The 19,462-nt window shown below is 61.9% G+C and carries 14 protein-coding genes and 2 pseudogenes; 8 read left to right on the top strand and 8 right to left on the bottom strand.

Translation table 11 applies throughout. The annotated features are described in order from the left end of the window. Positions 1-60 precede the first annotated feature (60 nt). On the top strand, positions 61-927 hold the full coding sequence (locus GFM02_RS02825; RefSeq protein ID WP_168267577.1) for a helix-turn-helix domain-containing protein: 867 nt from the start codon (positions 61-63) through the stop codon (positions 925-927). A 257-nt stretch (positions 928-1,184) separates the two neighbouring features. Here GFM02_RS02825 and GFM02_RS02820 read toward each other — a convergent pair whose 3' ends face one another. Next, positions 1,185-2,144, bottom strand: a complete 960-nt coding sequence (locus GFM02_RS02820; protein ID WP_205930132.1) for an HD-GYP domain-containing protein — start codon at positions 2,142-2,144, stop codon at positions 1,185-1,187. Positions 2,145-2,228: 84 nt separating this feature from the next. Beyond that, positions 2,229-4,043 carry a putative bifunctional diguanylate cyclase/phosphodiesterase gene (locus GFM02_RS02815; protein ID WP_168267581.1) on the bottom strand — a complete coding sequence of 605 codons (1,815 nt, stop codon included), beginning with the start codon at positions 4,041-4,043 and terminating at the stop codon, positions 2,229-2,231. Positions 4,044-4,423: 380 nt separating this feature from the next. Between GFM02_RS02815 and GFM02_RS02810 the strand changes: the two genes are divergently transcribed. The 7 genes from GFM02_RS02810 to GFM02_RS02780 all read left to right on the top strand — a co-directional run bounded on the left by GFM02_RS02810 (position 4,424) and on the right by GFM02_RS02780 (position 11,345). Then, entirely contained in the window at positions 4,424-4,747 is a 324-nt protein-coding gene (locus tag GFM02_RS02810) for an antibiotic biosynthesis monooxygenase family protein (RefSeq protein ID WP_020046948.1), read from the top strand. Positions 4,748-4,879: 132 nt separating this feature from the next. Beyond that, a complete protein-coding gene (locus GFM02_RS02805; protein ID WP_168267583.1) occupies positions 4,880-5,890 on the top strand; it encodes a LacI family DNA-binding transcriptional regulator in 1,011 nt (336 codons plus the stop codon). 42 nt (positions 5,891-5,932) lie between these two features. Next, positions 5,933-7,207: an ABC transporter substrate-binding protein gene (locus GFM02_RS02800; RefSeq protein ID WP_168267585.1), complete on the top strand. Its 1,275-nt coding sequence runs from the start codon at positions 5,933-5,935 to the stop codon at positions 7,205-7,207. Positions 7,208-7,279: 72 nt separating this feature from the next. Continuing rightward, positions 7,280-8,131 (top strand): carbohydrate ABC transporter permease, encoded by an 852-nt coding sequence (locus GFM02_RS02795; RefSeq protein WP_168320716.1) that lies wholly within the window; start codon positions 7,280-7,282, stop codon positions 8,129-8,131. Further along, positions 8,128-8,985 carry a carbohydrate ABC transporter permease gene (locus GFM02_RS02790; protein WP_168267588.1) on the top strand — a complete coding sequence of 286 codons (858 nt, stop codon included), beginning with the start codon at positions 8,128-8,130 and terminating at the stop codon, positions 8,983-8,985. Before GFM02_RS02795 ends, GFM02_RS02790 begins: the two co-directional genes overlap by 4 nt. 13 nt (positions 8,986-8,998) lie before the next feature. Next, positions 8,999-10,057, top strand: a complete 1,059-nt coding sequence (locus GFM02_RS02785; protein ID WP_168267590.1) for an ABC transporter ATP-binding protein — start codon at positions 8,999-9,001, stop codon at positions 10,055-10,057. Between the two features lie 19 nt (positions 10,058-10,076). Next, positions 10,077-11,345, top strand: a complete 1,269-nt coding sequence (locus GFM02_RS02780) for an MGH1-like glycoside hydrolase domain-containing protein (RefSeq protein WP_168267592.1) — start codon at positions 10,077-10,079, stop codon at positions 11,343-11,345. Between the two features lie 13 nt (positions 11,346-11,358). On the opposite strand, the gene GFM02_RS02775 is transcribed toward GFM02_RS02780, so the two are convergent. The 6 genes and pseudogenes from GFM02_RS02775 to GFM02_RS02750 form a co-directional block, all read right to left on the bottom strand. Continuing rightward, positions 11,359-13,986 (bottom strand): AAA family ATPase, encoded by a 2,628-nt coding sequence (locus GFM02_RS02775; RefSeq protein WP_168267594.1) that lies wholly within the window; start codon positions 13,984-13,986, stop codon positions 11,359-11,361. Beyond that, a complete protein-coding gene (locus tag GFM02_RS02770) occupies positions 13,983-15,107 on the bottom strand; it encodes a metallophosphoesterase family protein (protein WP_168267686.1) in 1,125 nt (374 codons plus the stop codon). Before GFM02_RS02770 ends, GFM02_RS02775 begins: the two co-directional genes overlap by 4 nt. A 308-nt stretch (positions 15,108-15,415) precedes the next feature. Then, positions 15,416-16,807, bottom strand: a pseudogene (locus tag GFM02_RS02765) (aldehyde dehydrogenase family protein). Between the two features lies 1 nt (position 16,808). Next, positions 16,809-18,455, bottom strand: coding sequence for an acetolactate synthase large subunit (locus GFM02_RS02760; protein ID WP_168267597.1), 1,647 nt, complete (start codon positions 18,453-18,455; stop codon positions 16,809-16,811). A 294-nt stretch (positions 18,456-18,749) separates the two neighbouring features. After that, positions 18,750-19,277, bottom strand: coding sequence for a GNAT family N-acetyltransferase (locus tag GFM02_RS02755; protein WP_168267599.1), 528 nt, complete (start codon positions 19,275-19,277; stop codon positions 18,750-18,752). After that, a pseudogene (locus tag GFM02_RS02750) lies at positions 19,274-19,426 on the bottom strand (DUF1778 domain-containing protein); the annotation flags it as partial. The pseudogene GFM02_RS02750 and the gene GFM02_RS02755, both read right to left, overlap by 4 nt. Positions 19,427-19,462 lie beyond the last annotated feature (36 nt).

Here is a 19,462-nt window from a genome sequence, read left to right as displayed (position 1 = left end):
CTAGATCAGAACTTCTTCCCGGTATCGGCGTAATAATTCCGGAATTCGAGTCTCAGACACATGAAACATACCCAAAGCCGCGGCGAATGGATTGGATCCCGAGGGGAGTTCCTGATTGAGCGTCACATCGCTGATGCGATGGCCGCGCCGCATTGGCACGACCACGTTGAATTAAACCTGCTGATGGCAGGCCAGATGACCTACCTTTTTAATGGAAGGCGGGAACAGGTTGAGGCCGGCCGCCTCGTTCTATTCTGGGCCGCGATTCCCCATCAGACGATCGCTGTTGCCGAAAACGCGCCGCTGGTGTGCCTCTATCTCCCCCTTGTCGATTTTCTGGGTCTGCCGGTGGACAGAAAGGCAAGGCAGTCGATCATGCAGGGGAGATTTCTGGCGCAGGGAAATCAAGAAACGATGGATGCTTTGACCGTCCCACGATGGGAAAAGGAGTGGCAGTGCGGCAGTGCGGCCAGACGGAAATTGGTCGTGGAGGAGGTTCGACTGCGAATTCGACGTCTGATCCTGGACAATGCTGAAAGCGACAATTCGCCAACCCATGTCTCTCCGACATCGTTGGCCGGCCAGGCGGTGCGACACGTTGAGCTGCTGATCGACCTCATCAATTCCCGCTACGCAGATCCAGTAGGCGTACCCGATCTCGCAAAACTCGCAGGCATGCATCCAAGCACAGCCAACAGCGCCTTCCGAAAGGTTCTGGGAATATCAGTCAACGAATACCTGACCCGACATCGGATTGCCCGGGCGATGCAGCTACTGACGGACACGGACGATCCGGTCCTCCAGATCGGTTTTGACTGCGGATTTGGTTCCAGCAGTCGCTTTTATGAGATTTTCAAGGAGCGAACGGGCACGACCCCCCGTCATTTCCGGGAAGCGGTGAACTCCAAGAACACTCCAGCGCCCTAACAGATGCTCTGGGTGCTTACCTATCTCGGCTCATTGCCCGAGCAGATGCATGCCGCTTGCGCGTCGACCTCACGCGGATCAAGCGTCGCCGTTTGGTCCCGGTGACAGATCTCGGCGGAAATCACCGCCAGGCACCGATCAAAATCGGAGGGGCGTATGAGGATCGCGCCACCAACGATGATCGCGGAACGCAAGATCGCCCCCGCCAACAGAAATCACTTCTGACCATGTTCCCCCAGTGCGACCGCGGTACGGCTTTAGTGGAGCGTGCCGCTGATCACCATTTTTGAAACGAATGCGGAAAGAAGCTGGCTATCGAAATGGCCCGGCGAATTCATCATCATGTTGATCGCCTCTGCTTGCGAGAAGGCGCGCTTATACGGCCTGATCGTGGTCAGCGCTTCGTAAACGTCACAAATCGCCGCAAGCCGGGCGACGTAAGGGATCTTCTTTCCGGCGAGCCGGCCAGGATAGCCCGAGCCATCGAATTTTTCGTGGTGGTAGCGACAAATGTCGAGCACCGGCTTCGGGATATGCGCGACATGGGAAACCAGCTCATATCCCCGCTGAGGATGCCCGCGGACAAGATCCATTTCCTCGGCCGTCAGCTTGCCGGGTTTCGTCAAGATGTCGTCCGGCAGCGCCATTTTTCCAAGATCGTGAACCAGTCCACCCAGTCCCAATACCCGCACCTCCTCTTCTCCATGACCGAGGCTGCGCCCTAGGGTGATCATCAATGCACTAACCGCCAGCGAGTGGAGGAACGTCAGCTCATCCTTTTCCTTCAGCTTTGCGACTGCGATCAGCGCACCGGCATTGTCGAAGGCTGCCGACATGATCCGCTCGACAGCTGCGCTTGCCGCATCACTGGCGAAAGAGGCTTTGATCCTGGCGTGGGCAAGCATTTGACGGATCTGCGGTCTTGTATCCTCGACGCATTCCCTCGCCTGCTTGATATCCTTTGCCGAAAACACGGCGCGAAGCTGGGCCTCAAACGCAGTCCGGTCGATGTCCTGTGCCCCGCCCGGGTCGACATCCGCGCCTTTTCCGACGTCGATAACAACAGTCATCAGGCGGTTTGCCATCAAACTCTCGACCTGACCGGCGGCCGAGATCAGGAAAGGCTTGAACCGGCGTGTCCTGTCTTCTCCCTCGATTTCGACGTCCTCGACATACATTCCGACCCGCAGCTGGCTGACATGTATCCGTTTTCGCATCTCTGATCCGTTCAAAATGATCTTGGTACTCAAGCGTTGTCTCAGATATCCGGGGCTGGCCCGAGCGCGAAAACCTCGCTCAGGCTATAGGGCTCCGGCACGGGTCTTGTCTTGGTTGAGCCGTTGTCCATGCTGCTCTAAAATGGCCGCAGCAACCGTTCGATCGACTGCTTTCGAAAACAGATAGCCCTGTCCGAGCTTGCAGCCGAGCTGGCTCAATTGAACAGCTTGGGGTTCTGTTTCAATCCCCTCCGCGACGACCCGGATTCCCAGCTTGTGAGCTATTCCGATCAGGCCCTCGACGATGAAGGTCCCAGCGTCGCCCGGCACCATGCGGTCGATGAAGGACTTGTCGATCTTGATGATGTCGACCGGCACCGTCAGCAGATGGGTCAAAGACGCGTAGCCCGTGCCGAAGTCGTCGAGGGCAACCCGCAAGCCCTTGGACCGAAGAGCCTTTATCTCGTCCGCTACGACGTAGTCCCGTTGTCCGAGATAAACCGATTCCGTCACTTCGAGGATGATGTGCTTGAGAGGAACCTCCGCCTCCGCGAAAATTCGGCACAGCCTGTCTTGCAGATTGCCGCCACGAAAATCTGCGGCGGACAGGTTAATGCCGACATGCTGGAGAGGAAGGCCCCGGGCGAGCCAGCTCCGGATGTCCCTTGCAACCCTGACCAACATGCGTTGAGTGAGCTCAGCAGCAATATGCGCGTCTTTCGTCGCCTCATGGAAATGCGCTGCAGCTATGGTTTCGCCGGAAGGCGTGGTCATTCGACACAAGGCTTCGAAACCGACGATTTCCCGCGTATCCAGGCGCAAGATCGGTTGGTAGTGCGCGTCGATCCGATCGTCTTCCAGGGCGACGCCCACGTCCCGAACCGCCCTGAAGCGTCTGGTCAGGGCGGTGCCCAGGCCGGGATAGTGTTGCACGTAGCGGCCGCGATTGTGTTCTTTCGCATGATAGAGCGCCACATCGGCGTTCTGACGGGTCTGGTCAGGGTTTGTTTCCGTCTCCGCCAACGCGCCGCCAATCGTGGCGGCGGGAAAGACGACATGACCGTCGCACGTTGAAGGAGAAGACAGTGCTTTGAGGATGTCGGATGCTCTCGCATTCAGATCAAGGTCTTTAGCGTCCGACACAATGACAGCAAACTCATCTCCACCGAGCCTAAAGGTGTTTTTGAAGCCTGCCGTCGTAGCGACCCGGTCTGCAACCACTTGGATCAATGCGTCGCCGGCTGCGTGCCCGAACGTGTCGTTCACGAGTTTCAAGTTGTCGATGTCAACAAGCAAGATGCCCCAGGCGCGCCGGGATCGAGGCAGCTCTTCGGTGACAAGCTGGTTGAAACGAGCGCGATTCGACAGTCCCGTCATGGCGTCGCTGTATGTCAGCCGCTGACGTTCCATCACCCGCTCTTCGCGATCGATGGCGATTGTGCAGAGATGGACACAAGCCTCGACGAGGTCTCGTTCGAGGGCCTTTGGACCGCGGTGGTCTCGATAGTAGAAGGCGAAGCTACCGATCACCCGCTCGCCACGCTTGATCGGGCTGGACCAGCAAGCCTTAAACCCCAGCGGAAGGACCAGGGACTTGAAGTCCTGCCAACGAGGATCGGTCTCGATATCGGTGACAACGACCGCTTCTCCGAAATAGGCAGCAGCGCCACAGGAGCCCGCAAGAGGACCGGCTTCAAGATTGTCGACGGCCGCTGAATAATCAGGCGGAAGGGAGGGTGCAGCAAGTGTGTGAAGACGGCTGCCGTCGAACGTCAGCACCGAAGCGATGATCCCAGGAACGGCGGCCTCAACCTTGAGGCAAAGTTGCTCGATCGTTGCTGCCAGCGGTTCCCCTTTGGCAATCATTTCCAGAATGGCATTCTGCAACTCAAGGATCATGACGTCACTTCCCGGAAGGAGACTCTCCGTACCAAACCGACTTTCAAATCAGGTTACGCCGTTGATTAGATTTTGATCGAATGAACGCACCTCGCGAGCCATCAGCGACCGAGCCTCGAAGCGGAGTTAGAAAGTCCAGACCCGAGGCAGGGTCGATCGGCACGCAGGCCTTGAATAATCGATCGTGGGACTCATCTCCTTTTGCTCGTGGAACAGCCGTTCCGGGCTGTGAACGGGTGTGATGCCCGGATTGGCGCCTGCCCGGCGCATAACCGCCTCGGTTTGGCAGGGCTTGGAGCCCTGTTCCACGATGCCATGCCGTTTGAGGCGGACGTCCTCGCCTGTCGGCCTGCCTCATTCACATTCACGGGGAGCAGAACATGACGAAAGTTCCAACTATCGCCCGTATCTGGCGCGGTCGTACGAAGCCGGAATTTGCTGATGAATATGAAGCTTACAATCGCGCTGAGGGAATTCCGCCGCTGCTAAAGACGGCGATCGGCGTCCAATTGCTGCGCGAAGATCGAAAGGATGAAACATGGTTCACGACGATCTCCTACTGGGCCGACATGGAATCGATGACGGCGTTTACGAAAGGTGATCCGGAGCAGGTTCATCATCTGGCGCGAGATGCAGAACTGCTGTGCGAACTTCCGGAGCGTATCCAGATACACAAGATAGTGGTCCCTCCCAATCTGCGTTGAGCGTTCTCAGCTGTCTCCTGCAGCTCCCGCGCTTTTACCCAGCCAGAGGGAATCGCAGGATTTCCAAAACGTTTTGGCTTGACTCCCAAAACGTTTTGGAGAATCCTTTTCTCACTTTCGGGAGGAAGATCTTTGGCCAATCTCAAACAGCTCGCGCAATCGCTGGGACTGTCGATCACCACGGTGTCGCGTGCGCTCGACGGTTATGCCGATGTGTCGGCTGCCACGCGCGAGCGGGTTCGCGAGGCCGCCGACAAGGTCGGCTACCGGCCGAATGCTTCGGCCCGCCGCCTGCGCAGACAACGCGCCGAGCTCGTCGCCGTCACGCTGCCGAGCGATCCCGGCCATATCGGCCCTCCGCATTTCCTCGATATGTTGTCCGGCTGCGCCGAACATCTTGCTGCTGCTGGCCTCAATCTGGTGATTGCGCCGGTACCGCGCGGCGAGAGCGAACTCGACATCTGCCGGCGCTTCGTCGATGGCCGCCGCGTCGATGCCATGCTTCTCGTCCGCACCAAGCGGAAGGACGAGCGCGTCGAATTCCTGCAGTCGCGCGGCATCCCCTTCGTCACCAACGGCCGCACGGAAAGCCTGCTGCCCCATCCCTATATCGACGGCGACGGTTTTGCCGGCTTCCGGGCTGCGACGCTGCGCTTCCATGCCGTCGGCCACCGGCGCATCGGCCATGTCGCCGGCCCGCAGGAATATTACTTCGCACATGACCGCTGCCGCGGCTGGCGGGCGGCGATGGAGGAATGCGGCCTTGCGACCGACCTCTGCGCCGAAGGCGCACCGCTGGAACAGGGCGGTTATCTCGCAGCACTCGAACTTCTGCGCCAACCGTCGCGTCCGACCGCACTCGTCTGCTCCACCGACGAAATGGCGATCGGGGCACTCCGCGCGCTGCGCGAGGTCGATGGCGGCAACCAGATCAGCATTGTCGGCCACGACGACCTGCCGATGGGCGCCTTCACCAGCCCGCCGCTCTCGACCATGCGCATGACCGGTGAAAACCTCGGCGCGAGCTTCGCCTCGCTGCTGCTGCGCGCCATTGCCGGCGAACCTGCCGAAGAACTTCAGGAACTTCACGCGATCGAATTCGTCGATCGCGACAGCCATCGCCGTCCGCTTAGAGCGGCATAGACAGCAGTGCATCTCAAACAAAGAACAATGAAGGAGGAGAAGATGAAACATATCATGTCATTTGGAATTCTGGCTTCCACCGTGCTGGCCTTCGCCTCGCCGGTGCTTGCCCAGACCGTTTTCGTATCCACCCAGCTTCGTCCGATCGAGGAGGCGACCGTCGTTCGCGAGGAACTCCTGAAGGACGTCGGCCCGGTTGACTACGTAGTCGAGGAGCCGCCACAGTTTGCCGTGCGCATGGAGGCCGAACGCCAGGCCGGCAAACACACCGTCAGCCTGGTCGGTGCGCTGCATGGCGAACTCTCGCCGCTTGCCGACAAGGACACGCTCGAACCGCTCGACGATCTTGCCAAGAAGCTGGCAGCGAGCGGCATGCCGCAGTCGCTGCTCGACCTCGGTAAGCTCGGCAAATCAACCCAGCAGTACATTCCGTGGATGCAGGCAACCTATGTGATGGCTGCCAAGAAGGAAGCCCTGCAATACCTGCCTGATGGCGCGGACGTGAACGCGCTGAGCTACGATCAACTGATCGAGTGGGGCAAGAATATGCAGGAGGCGACGGGCCAGCCGCAGATCGGTTTCCCGGCCGGCCCGAAGGGGCTGATGGCGCGTTACTTCCAGGGCTATTTCTACCCCTCCTTCACGGGCGGTGTCGTGCGCACCTTCCAGAGTGCCGACGCTGCCGCCGGCTGGGAGAAACTGAAGGCGCTGTGGGCCCATGTGACACCGAATTCGACCAGCTACGACTTCATGCAGGAGCCGCTCGCCGCCGGCGAAGTCATGGTCGCCTGGGACCATATCGCCCGCCTGAAGAATGCCATTTCTGCCGCACCGGATGATTATGTCGTCTTCCCCGCCCCCGCCGGTCCCAAGGGTCGCGGCTACATGCCAGTCGTTGCCGGTCTCGCCATTCCGAAGGGCGCGCCCGACAAGGCCGGCGCAGAAAAGATCATCGAGCACTTGTCCACGCCGGACACGCAGCTCTTGACCGCCTCAAAGGTCGGCTTCTTCCCGACGCTGAATGTCAAGCTGCCGCCGGATCTCGATGCCGGCGTCGCCCTGCTTGCCGGTGCGGTCACCGCCACCCAGGCTTCCAAGGACGCGATCATTTCGCTGCTCCCGGTCGGTCTCGGCGACAAGGGCGGCGAGTTCAACAAGGTCTACATGGACAGTTTTCAGCGTATCGTGCTGCAGAACGAGCCCGTTGCAGACGTGCTGAAGGCGCAGGGCGCCACGATGGCCAAGCTGATGGCCGACACGAAGGCTGCCTGCTGGGCGCCCGATGCCAAGAGCGATGGCCCCTGCCCGGTTCAATAAATCCACGTAGCAAGCGTCCGGGCGGAATGCCCGGGCGCTCTTTCACCATTCTGCTCGTCGAGGCGGGAGCCGATGACCAATAGCCGACCCTGGATCCCCTATCTGCTGATCCTGCCATCCGTCGCCTTTCTGGCGCTGCTGTTCGTCGTGCCGCTGGTGCAGACGGTCTGGCTGGCGGTGTCGGACAATGGCGCGCCATCGCTCGCCAATGCCGAGCGCATGGTCACCGACATCAATTTCACCCGTTCGGTGAAGAATACCTTCCTGCTGACGATCGCCGTCGTGCCGGTGCAGATCGCCATTGCGCTGGCCATGGGCACGATGGTCGCCAAGATCGGCCGCGGGCGGGAGACGATCCTGTGGATCTGGACAATCCCGCTCGGCATTTCCGATCTCGCCGCCGGTCTCGTCTGGCTGTCGATCCTGCAGAATACCGGCTATCTGAATTCGCTGCTCTTCGGCCTCGGCATCATCGGCAGGCAGGCAAGCTGGCTCTCCTACCAGACGCCGGTCGCGCTCTTCCTCGCGATTGCGGTTGCCGAAATCTGGCGCGGCACGGCCATCGTCATGGTCATCATCGTCGCCGGTCTCAACCAGGTGCCGAAGGAATTCAAGGAAGCCGCCGAAATCTTCGGCGCCGGTCCGTGGACGCGCTTCTGGCGCATCACCCTGCCGCTGATCCGCCCCGCCCTGCAATCGGCGCTCATCCTGCGCACCGTGCTCGCCTTCGAGGTCTTCGCGGTGGTTTATGCGCTCGGCGGACGCAATTTCCCGGTTCTCGTCGGCGAGGCCTATAACTGGCAGAACCAGAACCAGAACTACAGCGTCGCCGCCGCCTACGCGGTGCTGATCATGATCATCTCGCTTGCCGCCACGCTCATCTATCTCAAAGCCTTGAAGGTCGATCCGGAGCGCCTGCCATGACCACGGATATCGTCAACACGGCCGCGGACACCCGCCACGCCGCTGGCTTCGTCTCCTCGCGGCGCTGGCTGCTCTGGAGCGGCATCGCCGCCCTCTGCGCCTGGGTGCTGGTGCCGATCTATCTGGTGGCGCTCGGCGCACTCGGCGGCCGCCAGGGTGTTTATGTCTGGCCGAAGACGGGATTGCCGACTGGTCTGTCGCTGGAGCCCTTCATTCTCTTCCTGAAGACCGAAGGCGTCGTGCAATCCTTCCTCAATTCGCTGGGGGCAGCCGGCATTACGGTCGCGCTTTCGATCCTGCTCGGCGCGCCGGCCGGCTATGCGCTCGCCCGCTACGATTTCCACGGCAAGGACAGCTACCGGCTTCTGGTGCTGCTGACCCGCGCCTTTCCGCTGGCAATCCTGGCGCTGCCACTGACGGTCTCCTTCATCCGGCTCGGCCTCTACGATACGATCCTCGGCGTCGGCCTGATCCATACGGTTCTGGCGCTGCCTTTCGCGGCACTCGTCACCCAGGGGATTTTCCTCGGTGTGCCCAGGGAATTGGAGGAAGCCGCCTGGGTATTCGGCTGCACCCGCATCCAGGCCTTCTTCAAGGTGGTGGCACCGCTGGCGCTTCCCGGCATCGTCGCAACCGCGGTCTTTGCCTTCGTCATCTCCTGGAACGAGGTTTTTGCCGCTTCGGTGCTGACGGTGCGCAATCGCACGCTGACCGCCTACTTGCTGACCGTGCTGTCGGAAAGCCCGATGCATTATCGTTTTGCCGGGGGCCTGATGCTCATCCTTCCCTCGGTTGTCTTCATCTTCGCGGTCAGGCGCTACCTCTTCGCGATCTGGGGCATTTCCTCCAAGTAACGGGACCAGAGATATGGCCAATATTGTCATCGACCGCATCCGCAAGAGCTTCGGAGCCTTCCAGGCGCTGAAAGAGGTCTCGCTGACGATCAACGACGGCGAATTCGTCTCGCTGCTCGGTCCGTCCGGCTGTGGCAAGACCACGCTGCTGCGCATCATCGCCGGCCTCGAGACGGCAACATCGGGAGATGTCCGTATCGGCGACAAGTCGGTGATCGGCTTGCCTCCCAAGGATCGCGGCCTTGCGATGGTCTTCCAGAACTATGCGGTCTTTCCGCATATGACGGTCTATGAGAACGTCGCCTTCGGGCTGCGGATGCAGAAGGCCGATGACGCACGCGTGAAGGCGCAGGTCGAGAAGGCGGCCGGCCTCTTGCATATCGAGCAATATCTCGACCGCTACCCGAACAAGCTTTCCGGCGGCCAGCGCCAGCGCGTGGCGGTCGCTCGCGCCCTTGCCGTCGAACCGAAGGTTCTGTTGATGGACGAGCCGCTTTCCAATCTCGACGCGCTGCTCCGTCTCGAAATGCGCACCGAACTCAAGACCGTGCTGCAATCGGCAGGCACGACGACAATCTATGTCACCCACGACCAGACGGAAGCGATGGGCCTTTCCGACCGCATCGCCGTCATGCATGGCGGCGTGGTCGAGCAGGTCGGTCATCCGGTCGAGATTTACAATCACCCTGCGACACGGTTCGTCGGCGGCTTCATCGGCAATCCGCCGATGAACTTCATCCAGGTGCCGGTTTCGAACGGCCAGGTGGCGGCAGGCGCGGAACGGCTCGTGGCGCCGCAGGAATCCGGCGATCAAATCATCCTCGGCCTGCGCGGCGAGGCCGTCGAACTCGCGCCGCTGCCGCAGGGTCTCGAAATGCGGGTTCGCGTTGCCGAGCCGATGGGCTCGCATCTGCTGTTGACTGGGTCGATCCATGACCAGCCGGTCCGCGTCATCCTGCCGGCTTCGGAGACCGTGAAGAGCGGCGAGACGATCGGCCTAAAGCTCGACCAAAAGCGCATCACCTGGCTTTCGCCCGAAAGCGGCAAGTCCTTTCCGGCCGTCTTGGCCTAAGAATACCGGAGCATCCAGAATGAACACGCATATCGACCAGGCGAAGCGCATCCTCGCCGTGAACGATCGCGGCGGCTATACCGTGCCGACCGACCGGCTCTATCCCTTCCAGTGGAACTGGGATTCCGCCTTCGTCGCCATGGGCTTCGCGCTCTACGATATCGATCGCGCCTATCGCGAGCTGGAACGGCTGGTCGAGGGCCAGTGGGCGGATGGAATGATCCCGCATATCGTCTTCCACGCGCCAAGCGAAACCTATTTCCCGGGACCGAACGTCTGGCGCACGCAGCACACGATCCCGACCTCCGGCATAACCCAACCGCCGGTCTTCGCGATCGCACTGCGCAAGCTGCATGAGGTCGCCGGCAAGGAGGACGAGACGCGCACCCTGCCCCTTTACGAGGCGGCGCTGAAATGGCACCGCTGGTGGTATTCCGCCCGCGACCCTGAAGGCACGGGGCTCGTAGCACTCCTGCATCCCTGGGAAAGCGGCAGCGACAATTCTCCCGCCTGGGACATCGCGCTTGCCCGCGTGCCCGTCACAACCGACACGCCTGTCGTGCGCAAGGACACCGGCCATGTCGATGCCGGCATGCGCCCGCGCGACGAGGATTACCGCCGCTTCATCCATCTCGTCGATACCTATGCCGCTTGCGGCTGGGAGCCGGCGCGGCAATGGGAAAAGGCGCCCTTTAAGGTCGCCGAAATCCAGACGAGCGCGATCCTGCTCAAGGCGGGCGAAGATCTGGAACACCTCGCCCGCCTCTTCGGGCGGACGGAGGACGCGATCGAGATTGCTGCCTTCAACAACCGTACCCGCAAGGCGATAAGGGCCCAATGGCGGCCGGAGCTTGCCCGCTTCGTCTCGCGCGACCTGATCTCCGGCGAAGATGTCGAAGCCGCCACGCAAGCCGGCTTCATCCCCCTCCTCTCGCTGGACCTCGACCAGCAGGTTGCGAACGCCCTGGTCTCGGAAATGAATGCCTGGTCCAAGGATCTCAAAGTTGCCTTCCCCACGACCAAACCCGGCATCGCCAGCTGGGAGCCGAAGCGCTACTGGCGCGGCCCCGCCTGGGCGATCATCAACTGGCTGCTGATCGACGGACTGAGGCGCAATGGCCATGCGGATGCGGCCGAAGAGCTGCGGAAATCCACCATCGCGGCGATCGAGACGGAAGGTTTCGCCGAATATTTCGATCCGGTCACCGGCGAAGGTTGCGGCGGCCTCGGCTTTTCCTGGACGGCTGCAGCCTATCTTTGGCTTGAGCGTAGCAGAGTGCTTGCCTGAGCATCGATCCTCATCAATCCGGCTGCCATGGCTGCATGGTGAGCACATTGCCGCCCAGCTTGGCGAAGGCGCGTTGGCGGCAGGAGAAGACCAGGATCTGCTGGTCGCGCGATTGGCGGTGCAGCGCATCGAACATCCGTTCAATCCGGTCGTCGTCGGAATAAACAAGCGCATCGTCGAGGATGACAGGCGCCGGCCGGCCGTCGCGGGCGAGCAGCCTTGCGAATGCGAGGCGGGTCAGTACCGAGAGCTGCTCCCGCATACCGCCGCTCAGCCGGTCGACATCCTCGTCGAGGCCGTTGCGGTGCACGATCTGCGGCAGCAAGGTGTCGCCGTCGAAGGTGATCGAGATATCGTCGAACAGCAGGCCGACCAGCGGGGCGAGTTCGTTCATGACAGGCTTGAGATAGAGGTCGCGCGCGGCTGCTCGCGTCGCCGTCAGCGCCTTGCGTAGGCGATCCAGTACGGCGACCTCCGCCTCGAAACGCTTCACCTGTTCCTGCGCAGCGTCGAGCAAACCGCGAGTTTCCAACCAGGTTTCTTCCACGGCACTGTCTGAGCGGGTGCGGATCTGACCGCCGATGTCGGCAAGCTCCTCGCGTAACCTGGCAATTTCGCGTGCCGCGGCGTCGGCGACCGAACGTGCCCTGGCAAGGGCGGCTTCCGCGCCGGCGAGGTCCCGCCCGGCCCTGCGCACAGGCCCGGCCCGGAGCTCAACCGTGTCGCATTGTTCTTTGGCGCTGGAGAGCCTTGCCGCAAGGTCCCTTTGCAATTCCGTTCGGCCGGCTTCTGGACCGATGATCGCCGCGATGGCCTCGAGCTCCTGGCCAAGTTTGGCGTGCTCCGTCTGCGCTCGCAATATTGCCTCGCCGGCCTCCATGCGCATCACTGACGCTTCCCGCGCCCGGTTTCGCGCCAGGTCGATACGCTGCGTCGCATCCGCGAGACGGGCGCGCACCTCTTCTGGGTCGGCGTCGAGTTCGACTGGACCCTGGCTGAGTTCCGCAAAGCGTGCGGCATCGAGGTGAAGCTGGTCGATGCCATTCGGAGCCACGTCGGCGAACCGCTGGCGTGCCCGCCCCAGTTCCTCCTGCTTGTTCCGGGCGGCAATATCGCGCTGTCGCGCCGCCCGCAAACTGTCGACACCGAGCCTGGCAAGCAATGTTTGGCGCGCGGCTTCCGCGGTTTCGAGCGCCCCGTCCTGTTCTGCCTGCCGGCTGGAATGGATCGTCAGGGTACCGACGCCTGCTATGTCGAGTTTCGCCACCCCGGCAAAGCTCTTGTCCTCGCCCCCCGGCAAAGGCTGGCGGTCCATGCTCACCGATCCGGAGGCGTCTTTCAGGTAGTCGATCCTGAGCCTGGGAAGAACGACCTCGGCTGCTGCACGCAAGCCAACGATCTTGAGGTCCAACGCTTCGAGCCGTTCGATCGCATCGGCTGGAATGGCGAGCAATGCATGCGCAGCCTCCCCGTCCTCGATCTGCCGCCGCGCCGCTTCCGCCTGTTCGAGATGCAGACGGACCTCCGCCAGCCGCTCTGCGGCGTGACGCGAACGGAGTGCTGCCTCCAGCCGCGCCAGCAATTCGCGGTTTACCCGCTCATCCTCTTCGGCTGCCTGAACCTCCGCCGTTGCGGCCTCGCTTTCGGCCAGCGATGCCGCGCGTCGCTCAGCTGCATTTGAAAGCTCTTTTTCCGTCACGGCGAAACGCCGCGCGAGTTCGTCACTGCGGTTCAATGCCGCGTGGAAGCGGTCGAATGCCTGCTGCGCCTCATCGCGACGGCTGGCGGCAAGAGCAGCTTCGGCATCGAGTGCCTTGAGTTCCCTGTCGTGCAGTTTAGCGGCCTCGAGCACAGACTCGGCATTGGCAATCGCCGCCTTCCGGCCGGCCTCTTCGTCCGAATTTTCCAGTTCGCTGAGTCTCGCCTGCACTGAGCGGCGGCGGTCGAGCGCGCCGTGCAGCATCTCCACCTCCTTGGCCAGCCGCGCCTCCTCCGCCTGCAGCCGGTCACGATCGTCGAGCGCGGCGGCAAAGCGGCCTCCGGCCTTTGGCCGGAGCGTCGCTGTGACCAGGCGATTGAGTTCTTCCTCGCAGGCTTCGAGCACTGCCGACATGCGCCGTCCGCCCGTCAGGGCCTCCACCTCGCCCTGCACCGAAGACAGCAGGCTTTCGCGCACCCGCTTGTCGTTTTCTTCCTCGCTCTTGCTGCGATTTTCGATGCCGGTGACGCCCTGGCGCACCCAGAGCAGGCCTGCCGGGCCGGCAGTTCCGCCGGAAATGAGATCGCCGATGAAAGCCTCGGCCTCGTCGGCCTGGGCGACGAGCCGGCCGCTGCCGAGATCGGTGACGCTGGCGCGCCGTCCGCCATAGAACTGCTTGGTCAAGCGGTAGCGGCCGGCTTCGATCGTGATATCGGCCTCGACGATCGGATTGCCGCCGCTATAGGGGCGTAGCATCTGCACGCTCTTTGGCGTGCCGCCGTGCGGCTGGAAGAACAGCGCATGCAGCGCCTCGAAACAGGTTGATTTGCCGTGTTCGTTGGCAGCGCTCAGCACATTGACGCCGTCGGCGATTCCTTCGACGGATATGCCGCGGCCGGCGAAGCGTTTGACGTTGTGAAGGCGAAGAGCGTTGAGTTTCATCGATCGATCGCCTCGCAATAGGAAAACAGGCGGATCAACGCCTCACGCGCCACACCCCTGTCATCGCCCGAGCGGGATTGGTCGAGGCTTTCGGCAAGCAGCAAATCCGCAGTATCGCGCAGCGCACCGGCTCGGTCGATGATCTCGAGATCGTCGCTCTCGCAATCGGTCCCCAGCAGTTCCGTATCGATCTCCAGATGCGCAAATTCCGGCGCGACCTGCTGCAGCAGGCTGGTCATTGCCGTGCGCCCGTTCAATCGGGCACGGCCGGACAGCGCGACGCGCAACAGGGTTTGTCGCCGCGCGAACGGTTCCGGCAGTGCGGCCTTCAGCGCTTCAACGCCGTCTTCCGACGCCAGCAGCGGAAGCTGCAATGTCTGCCAGGAAAAGCTGGCGGTCGCGACAGCCGTCGTCGTCGGCATCGCCCCCTGCCCGGCAATGGAAACGACCATCGCCTGCCCCGGCCGGTCATGCTTGAAACGGTCCGGCTCGGGCGCGCCGCTGTAATATGTTCTGGCATCCACCGCCACCGATCCGTGCCAATCGCCGAGCGCCATGTAATCGAGGCCGGCCAACGCCGCACGGTTCGGCGCAATCACATTGGTGGCTGTGGCATCCTCCGAAAATTCCTGGATCGGCCCATGGGCGAGGCCGATGCGGATAGCGCCGTCCGGTGTGGCAGCACCCGTCATCCATTCTGTGAGGTCACGGCCCGGCCGCCTGGTCGTGCAAGGCGCCGGCAGCAGGACGACATCCGGTCCAAGCGAAAGAGGCGCCGGCTCCGTCGCCAGGATGACATTGTCTGGCAGCACGCCGCGCGCCGCACTCCAGAGCTGGTCCGCCAGCAGCGAATCGTGGTTGCCCGGAAGCAGAACCCAGCGCAGCGGCGTATTCCGGGCCATCTCGCCAAGCGCTTGGCGAAGCACGGCAGGCGTCGGCGTCTCGGTATCGAACGTGTCGCCCGCGAGCAGGATGACATCAGCCCCATGCTCTCGTGCCGCACCGGCAAGCCTGGCGATCACGCCATGCCGCGCCTCGCGCAGGCGCCCTCTCAAATCCTCGGGAAGATTGCCAAATCGCTTGCCAATATGAAGGTCCGAACTGTGCAGGAAGGAAAACATCAACCAGCCATGTTTGCGATGCGCCACGAGCTTTCGAGCATGGCCAAAGACCTCTCGTCCGCAGTTTTGTGATTCCGTTGTTCCGAGGCAGACCATGCCTCCCGGCTATGGGCGAGGCAAGTCCATCCTGGCCGAGCAAGCGGTTATCCAATGTTTGTCTGATTTTGAGCGGTGCACGACACCCATCCCGTCGTCGTACGAGGATTATGCAGACGCGGTGACCGACCACGTCGGCGAAGGTATCATCTATTATCCAAGAGTTTTACCTGCCGATGGAAATCGAACAGTTGATCCCATCATCGCTGCCCCTAAGTCACCTGGTTGAGCACCACCATCTTGTCGTCGGCCATCTCTTCCATCGTCCAGGGAATGCCGCCGACCCCGTATCCTGACTGCCTGCGTCCGGCGAAAGGCATCCAATCGGTACGGAACGCGGTGTGGTCGTTGACGAGAACGGCCGATGCATCCAAATGTTTTGCCGCCTTGAGAGCAACCGCTATGTCGGCGGAAAAGACGCTCGCTTGGAAGGCATAGGGCAGCGAGTTGGCAATGCGGATCGCTTCGTCGAGGTCGCGGTAGCCGTAGACGCAGGTCAGCGGTCCAAAGACCTCGAGCATGGATACTTTAGCCTCAGCAGGCGGGTCCAGCAAAACCGACGGCAGAAGTGTCGTCTCCGACATCCGACCGCCGCCGATCTGCCTGGTTCCGGCGTCCGTCGCCTCCTTGATCCAGGCCGTGACGCGGTCTGCCTCGCGTGGCAGGATGAGCGGCCCTACCTCGGTTTGCATAAGCGTGGGATCGCCGACATGCAGGGCTGCCACCCTTGCAGCGAGAGCCTCGGTGAAGGAAGCCAGAATATCTTCATGCACGAAGAGACGCTGGGCAGACACGCAGACCTGCCCGGCGTGATAATAGCCGCCTTTGACGATGGTACCGACAATCGCATCGACATTGGCGCTGCGGTCGACGATGACGGGTGCTGCTCCACCGTGCTCAAGCGCGCATCGGGTGCCCGGCGGCAGCTTGGCCTTGAGGTACCAGCCGACCTTTGCCGAGCCGATGAAGCTCAGAAACGCGACACGACGATCGGTTGCGAAGGCTTCGGCAAGCGCATTGTCCTCGGTGATGAGGGTCTGGCACCAGCGTTCGTCGAGACCGGCCTCTCAGAATAGCTTGACGATCTCGATGCAGGAAATCGGGGTCGGCGCTGCCGGCTTGATGATCACCGGGCAACCCACGGCGATCGCCGGCGCGATCTGGTGGATGATGAGATTGAGCGGATGGTTGAAGGCCGATATCGCCGCCACGACGCCGATCGGCTCCTTGGTGGTGAAGGCCCATCGGTTCGCGCTGGCCGCAGTCAGCCCCATGGAGATTTCCTTGCCGCCGAAGTTGCGCAGCTCGTCCGCCGCATTGAGGAGGCCGTCGATCCCGCGCGTCACCTCGATGATCGCATCCGTCAGCGGCTTGCCGCCTTCACGGGCGATCATCATCGCAAAACGATCGCGGTTCTCCTGCAGAAGTGCCGACGCCTTTCTGAGGATTGCCAACCGCTGATGCGCGGGCAGCCAGCCGTCGCGATCGGCGAAGGCTTTGGCGGCGAACTGAAGCTTGCGCTCGAGCGCGGCCGCGTCGTCTGCCGGCAGCTCTGCAATCGGCTCGCGGTCGAACGCCTGGTAGACCTTCATGGCGCGCGGCATCTCAGGCCTCCAATATCGCGGGGAGCCGTTCGCGAAGCTCCTTCACCAGCACGCGTTCATTTTCAGAGTAGTCCACCGGCACATTCAGCAGATGCACACCGCCGCCGGAGAAAGCCTCTTCGAGCACCTGTTTGAACCGGCTGATATCGTCGACCCTGGTTCCCTTGGCGCCGTAGGATTCGGCATATTTCACGAAGTCGGGATTGCCGAAGGTCATCCCGAAATCCGGGAATTCGTCCACCGCCTGCTTCCAGCGGATCATGCCGTAGGCATTGTCCTCGATGACGAGGACGACGAGGTTGAGTTTCAGCCGGACGGCGGTTTCGAGTTCCTGCGAGTTCATCATGAAGCCACCGTCACCACAAATCGCCATGACACGCCGCTCGGGATAGAGCATCGAGGCAACCATCGCCGATGGCAGCCCGGCTCCCATCGTTGCAAGGGCATTGTCGAGCAGTAGCGTGTTCGCCATCCGCGTCCGGTAGTTCCGGGCAAACCAGATCTTGTACATGCCGTTATCGAGCGCCAGGATGCCATCATGCGGCATCACCTCTCTTATGTCGTGGACCAGCCGCTGTGGCGTGAAGCGATCTTCTGTTGCCCGCGCGGCGATGCGCTCGAGAATGCGCTCGCGGAGATGAAGAAGCGCCTGCGCGTTTGGCAGCTTGCCCTCGAGGCGATCCGCCAGCGCCTTCAGCGAAGGGCCGATGTCGCCGATGACCTCGGACTGCGGGAAATAGACCTGCTCGACGGTCGCCGGCTGATATCCGACATGAACGACCTTCGGGCCGCCCTTGCCCATGATGAAGGGTGGTTTCTCGATCGTGTCGTGCCCGATCGTGATGATAAGGTCTGCCTGTTCAATGGCCTCGTGGACATAATCCCGCTCCGACAGCGCGGCGGTGCCCATATAAAGTTCGGTTCCGCCGGGCACCGTTCCCTTCCCCATCTGGGTGGTAAAGAACGGAATGCGCGTACGGATCACAAACTGCGCAATATCCGATGTCGAGCGGGGACGCGAGGCGGCGGCCCCGAACATCAGAAGCGGACGTTTGGCTGCGGCGATGAGGGCGGCAGCGCGATCGAGGGCCGCATCGCTTGCCGTCGGCAGTTCGAGTTGATGCGGCGCAATCAGCGCCACCTCCTGGCATTCTTCGGCCGCAATATCTTCCGGAAGCTCCAGATGCACCGGCCCCGGCCTTTCCTCCTGGGCGATGCGGAACGCCTCCCTGACCGTCGTCGGGATCATCTGCGGCGACACGATCTGCCTTGCGAGCTTGGTCAGCGGCTTCATCGACGCGACGACATCGACCACCTGGAAACGCGCCTGGCGGGACGAGAGGATCCCCTTCTGACCGGTTATCATCACCATCGGCATCGCGCCGAGCAAGGCATAGGCGGCACCTGTCGAGAGGTTCAGAGCGCCAGGCCCGAGCGTTGTCAGGCAGACGCCGGGCTTTCCAGTCAGGCGGCCATAGGTCGCGGCCATGAACGCCGCCGCCTGCTCGTGCCGGGTGAGGACGAGCTCAATCGAAGACTTGCGGATAGCTTCGACGACGTCGAGATTCTCTTCGCCGGGAATGCCGAAGATGCGCTCGACACCTTCGTTCTCAAGCGCTGCCACTAGAAGATCGGAGCCTTTGGTCATTGATGTTTGCCCGTGCTGTTTGGTTCGAGGCCTCCAGAAAGGAAGGCCCCTTTGAAGATATGTTCTTTTCCAGGCCTGTCCATGCGTTCGCCGGCATCGGCGGTTGTCCTCAATCCCGCCGAGAATTTCTACATAGGATTTGCCGCGGGATAAAAAGGCTCTCCGCGATTCTGCTGGCAAACAGCTTTGACTGATGATGTGAGATGTTGCGGTTCAGGCCGGCGCCTCCCGCCCGCAGCGCGCAGAGCCCTGTTTTGGTGTATCGAGGATATCAATGGCTTGGCGGCAACGCGGCTACAAGAGCCCCTTGGCCTTGAAGTCGGCGGCGAAGGTGGCAAGCGGCATAACGAGGGGGAGCGGTTTCCCTTGCAGCGGTTCGGCGCCATAGCTGGCATACCAATGGGCGGCGCGTTCGCTCTTGGCATCAATGATGAGCAGTATCCCGCCGCCCTCGCTGGCGAGCCGCAGGCAACGGAGCGCTGCAGCAGCGATGAGCTGGCCGCCTAAACCCTTTCCCGCCACCTTTATGTCGGTTGCCAAGCGCGCAAGCTTGAAGCCTGCGACTTCATGGCGTGCGAGGCCTCTGGTCAGCTTTGGAGGCACGGCCTCATGTGTAACGGCCGAAGGCGCGACTGTGTAGAATCCGAGGATGCGATGAGGTTGGGCCTTGTCGATAGCGCAGAAGGTCTTCGCCGCATTCTGCTCATGGCTCTGCCGAGCGAAGCGCCGAATGAACTCGTTCATTGCCGCATCACCGCAATCGAATGCGGCCCGATCGTGCGACTTAGCGATCGGCTCTTCATGCCAGACGGGGAGGGTCACAAGGCATCCGGTAGAGCAGAGATCGCGGCGCGTAGTTTCGCGTTCGGTTTGGGCGGGTGTTCAAGCAGATCGAGGATGCGGATGAAATCGCGGCTCGACACGGTCTCAACTTCAGCAGCCTGGATGACGGCTTCGGCTTCAGGTACGATCGCAGCATTCATGGCCGAAATCACACGGCGGCTCAC

Origin of the sequence: Rhizobium leguminosarum bv. viciae (assembly GCF_012276115.1) — a bacterium.
GTDB classification, from domain to species: Bacteria; Pseudomonadota; Alphaproteobacteria; order Rhizobiales; family Rhizobiaceae; genus Rhizobium; species Rhizobium leguminosarum_T.
Note: the sequence above shows the minus strand (reverse complement) of the source record. Positions and strands in the feature narration are given on the sequence as shown.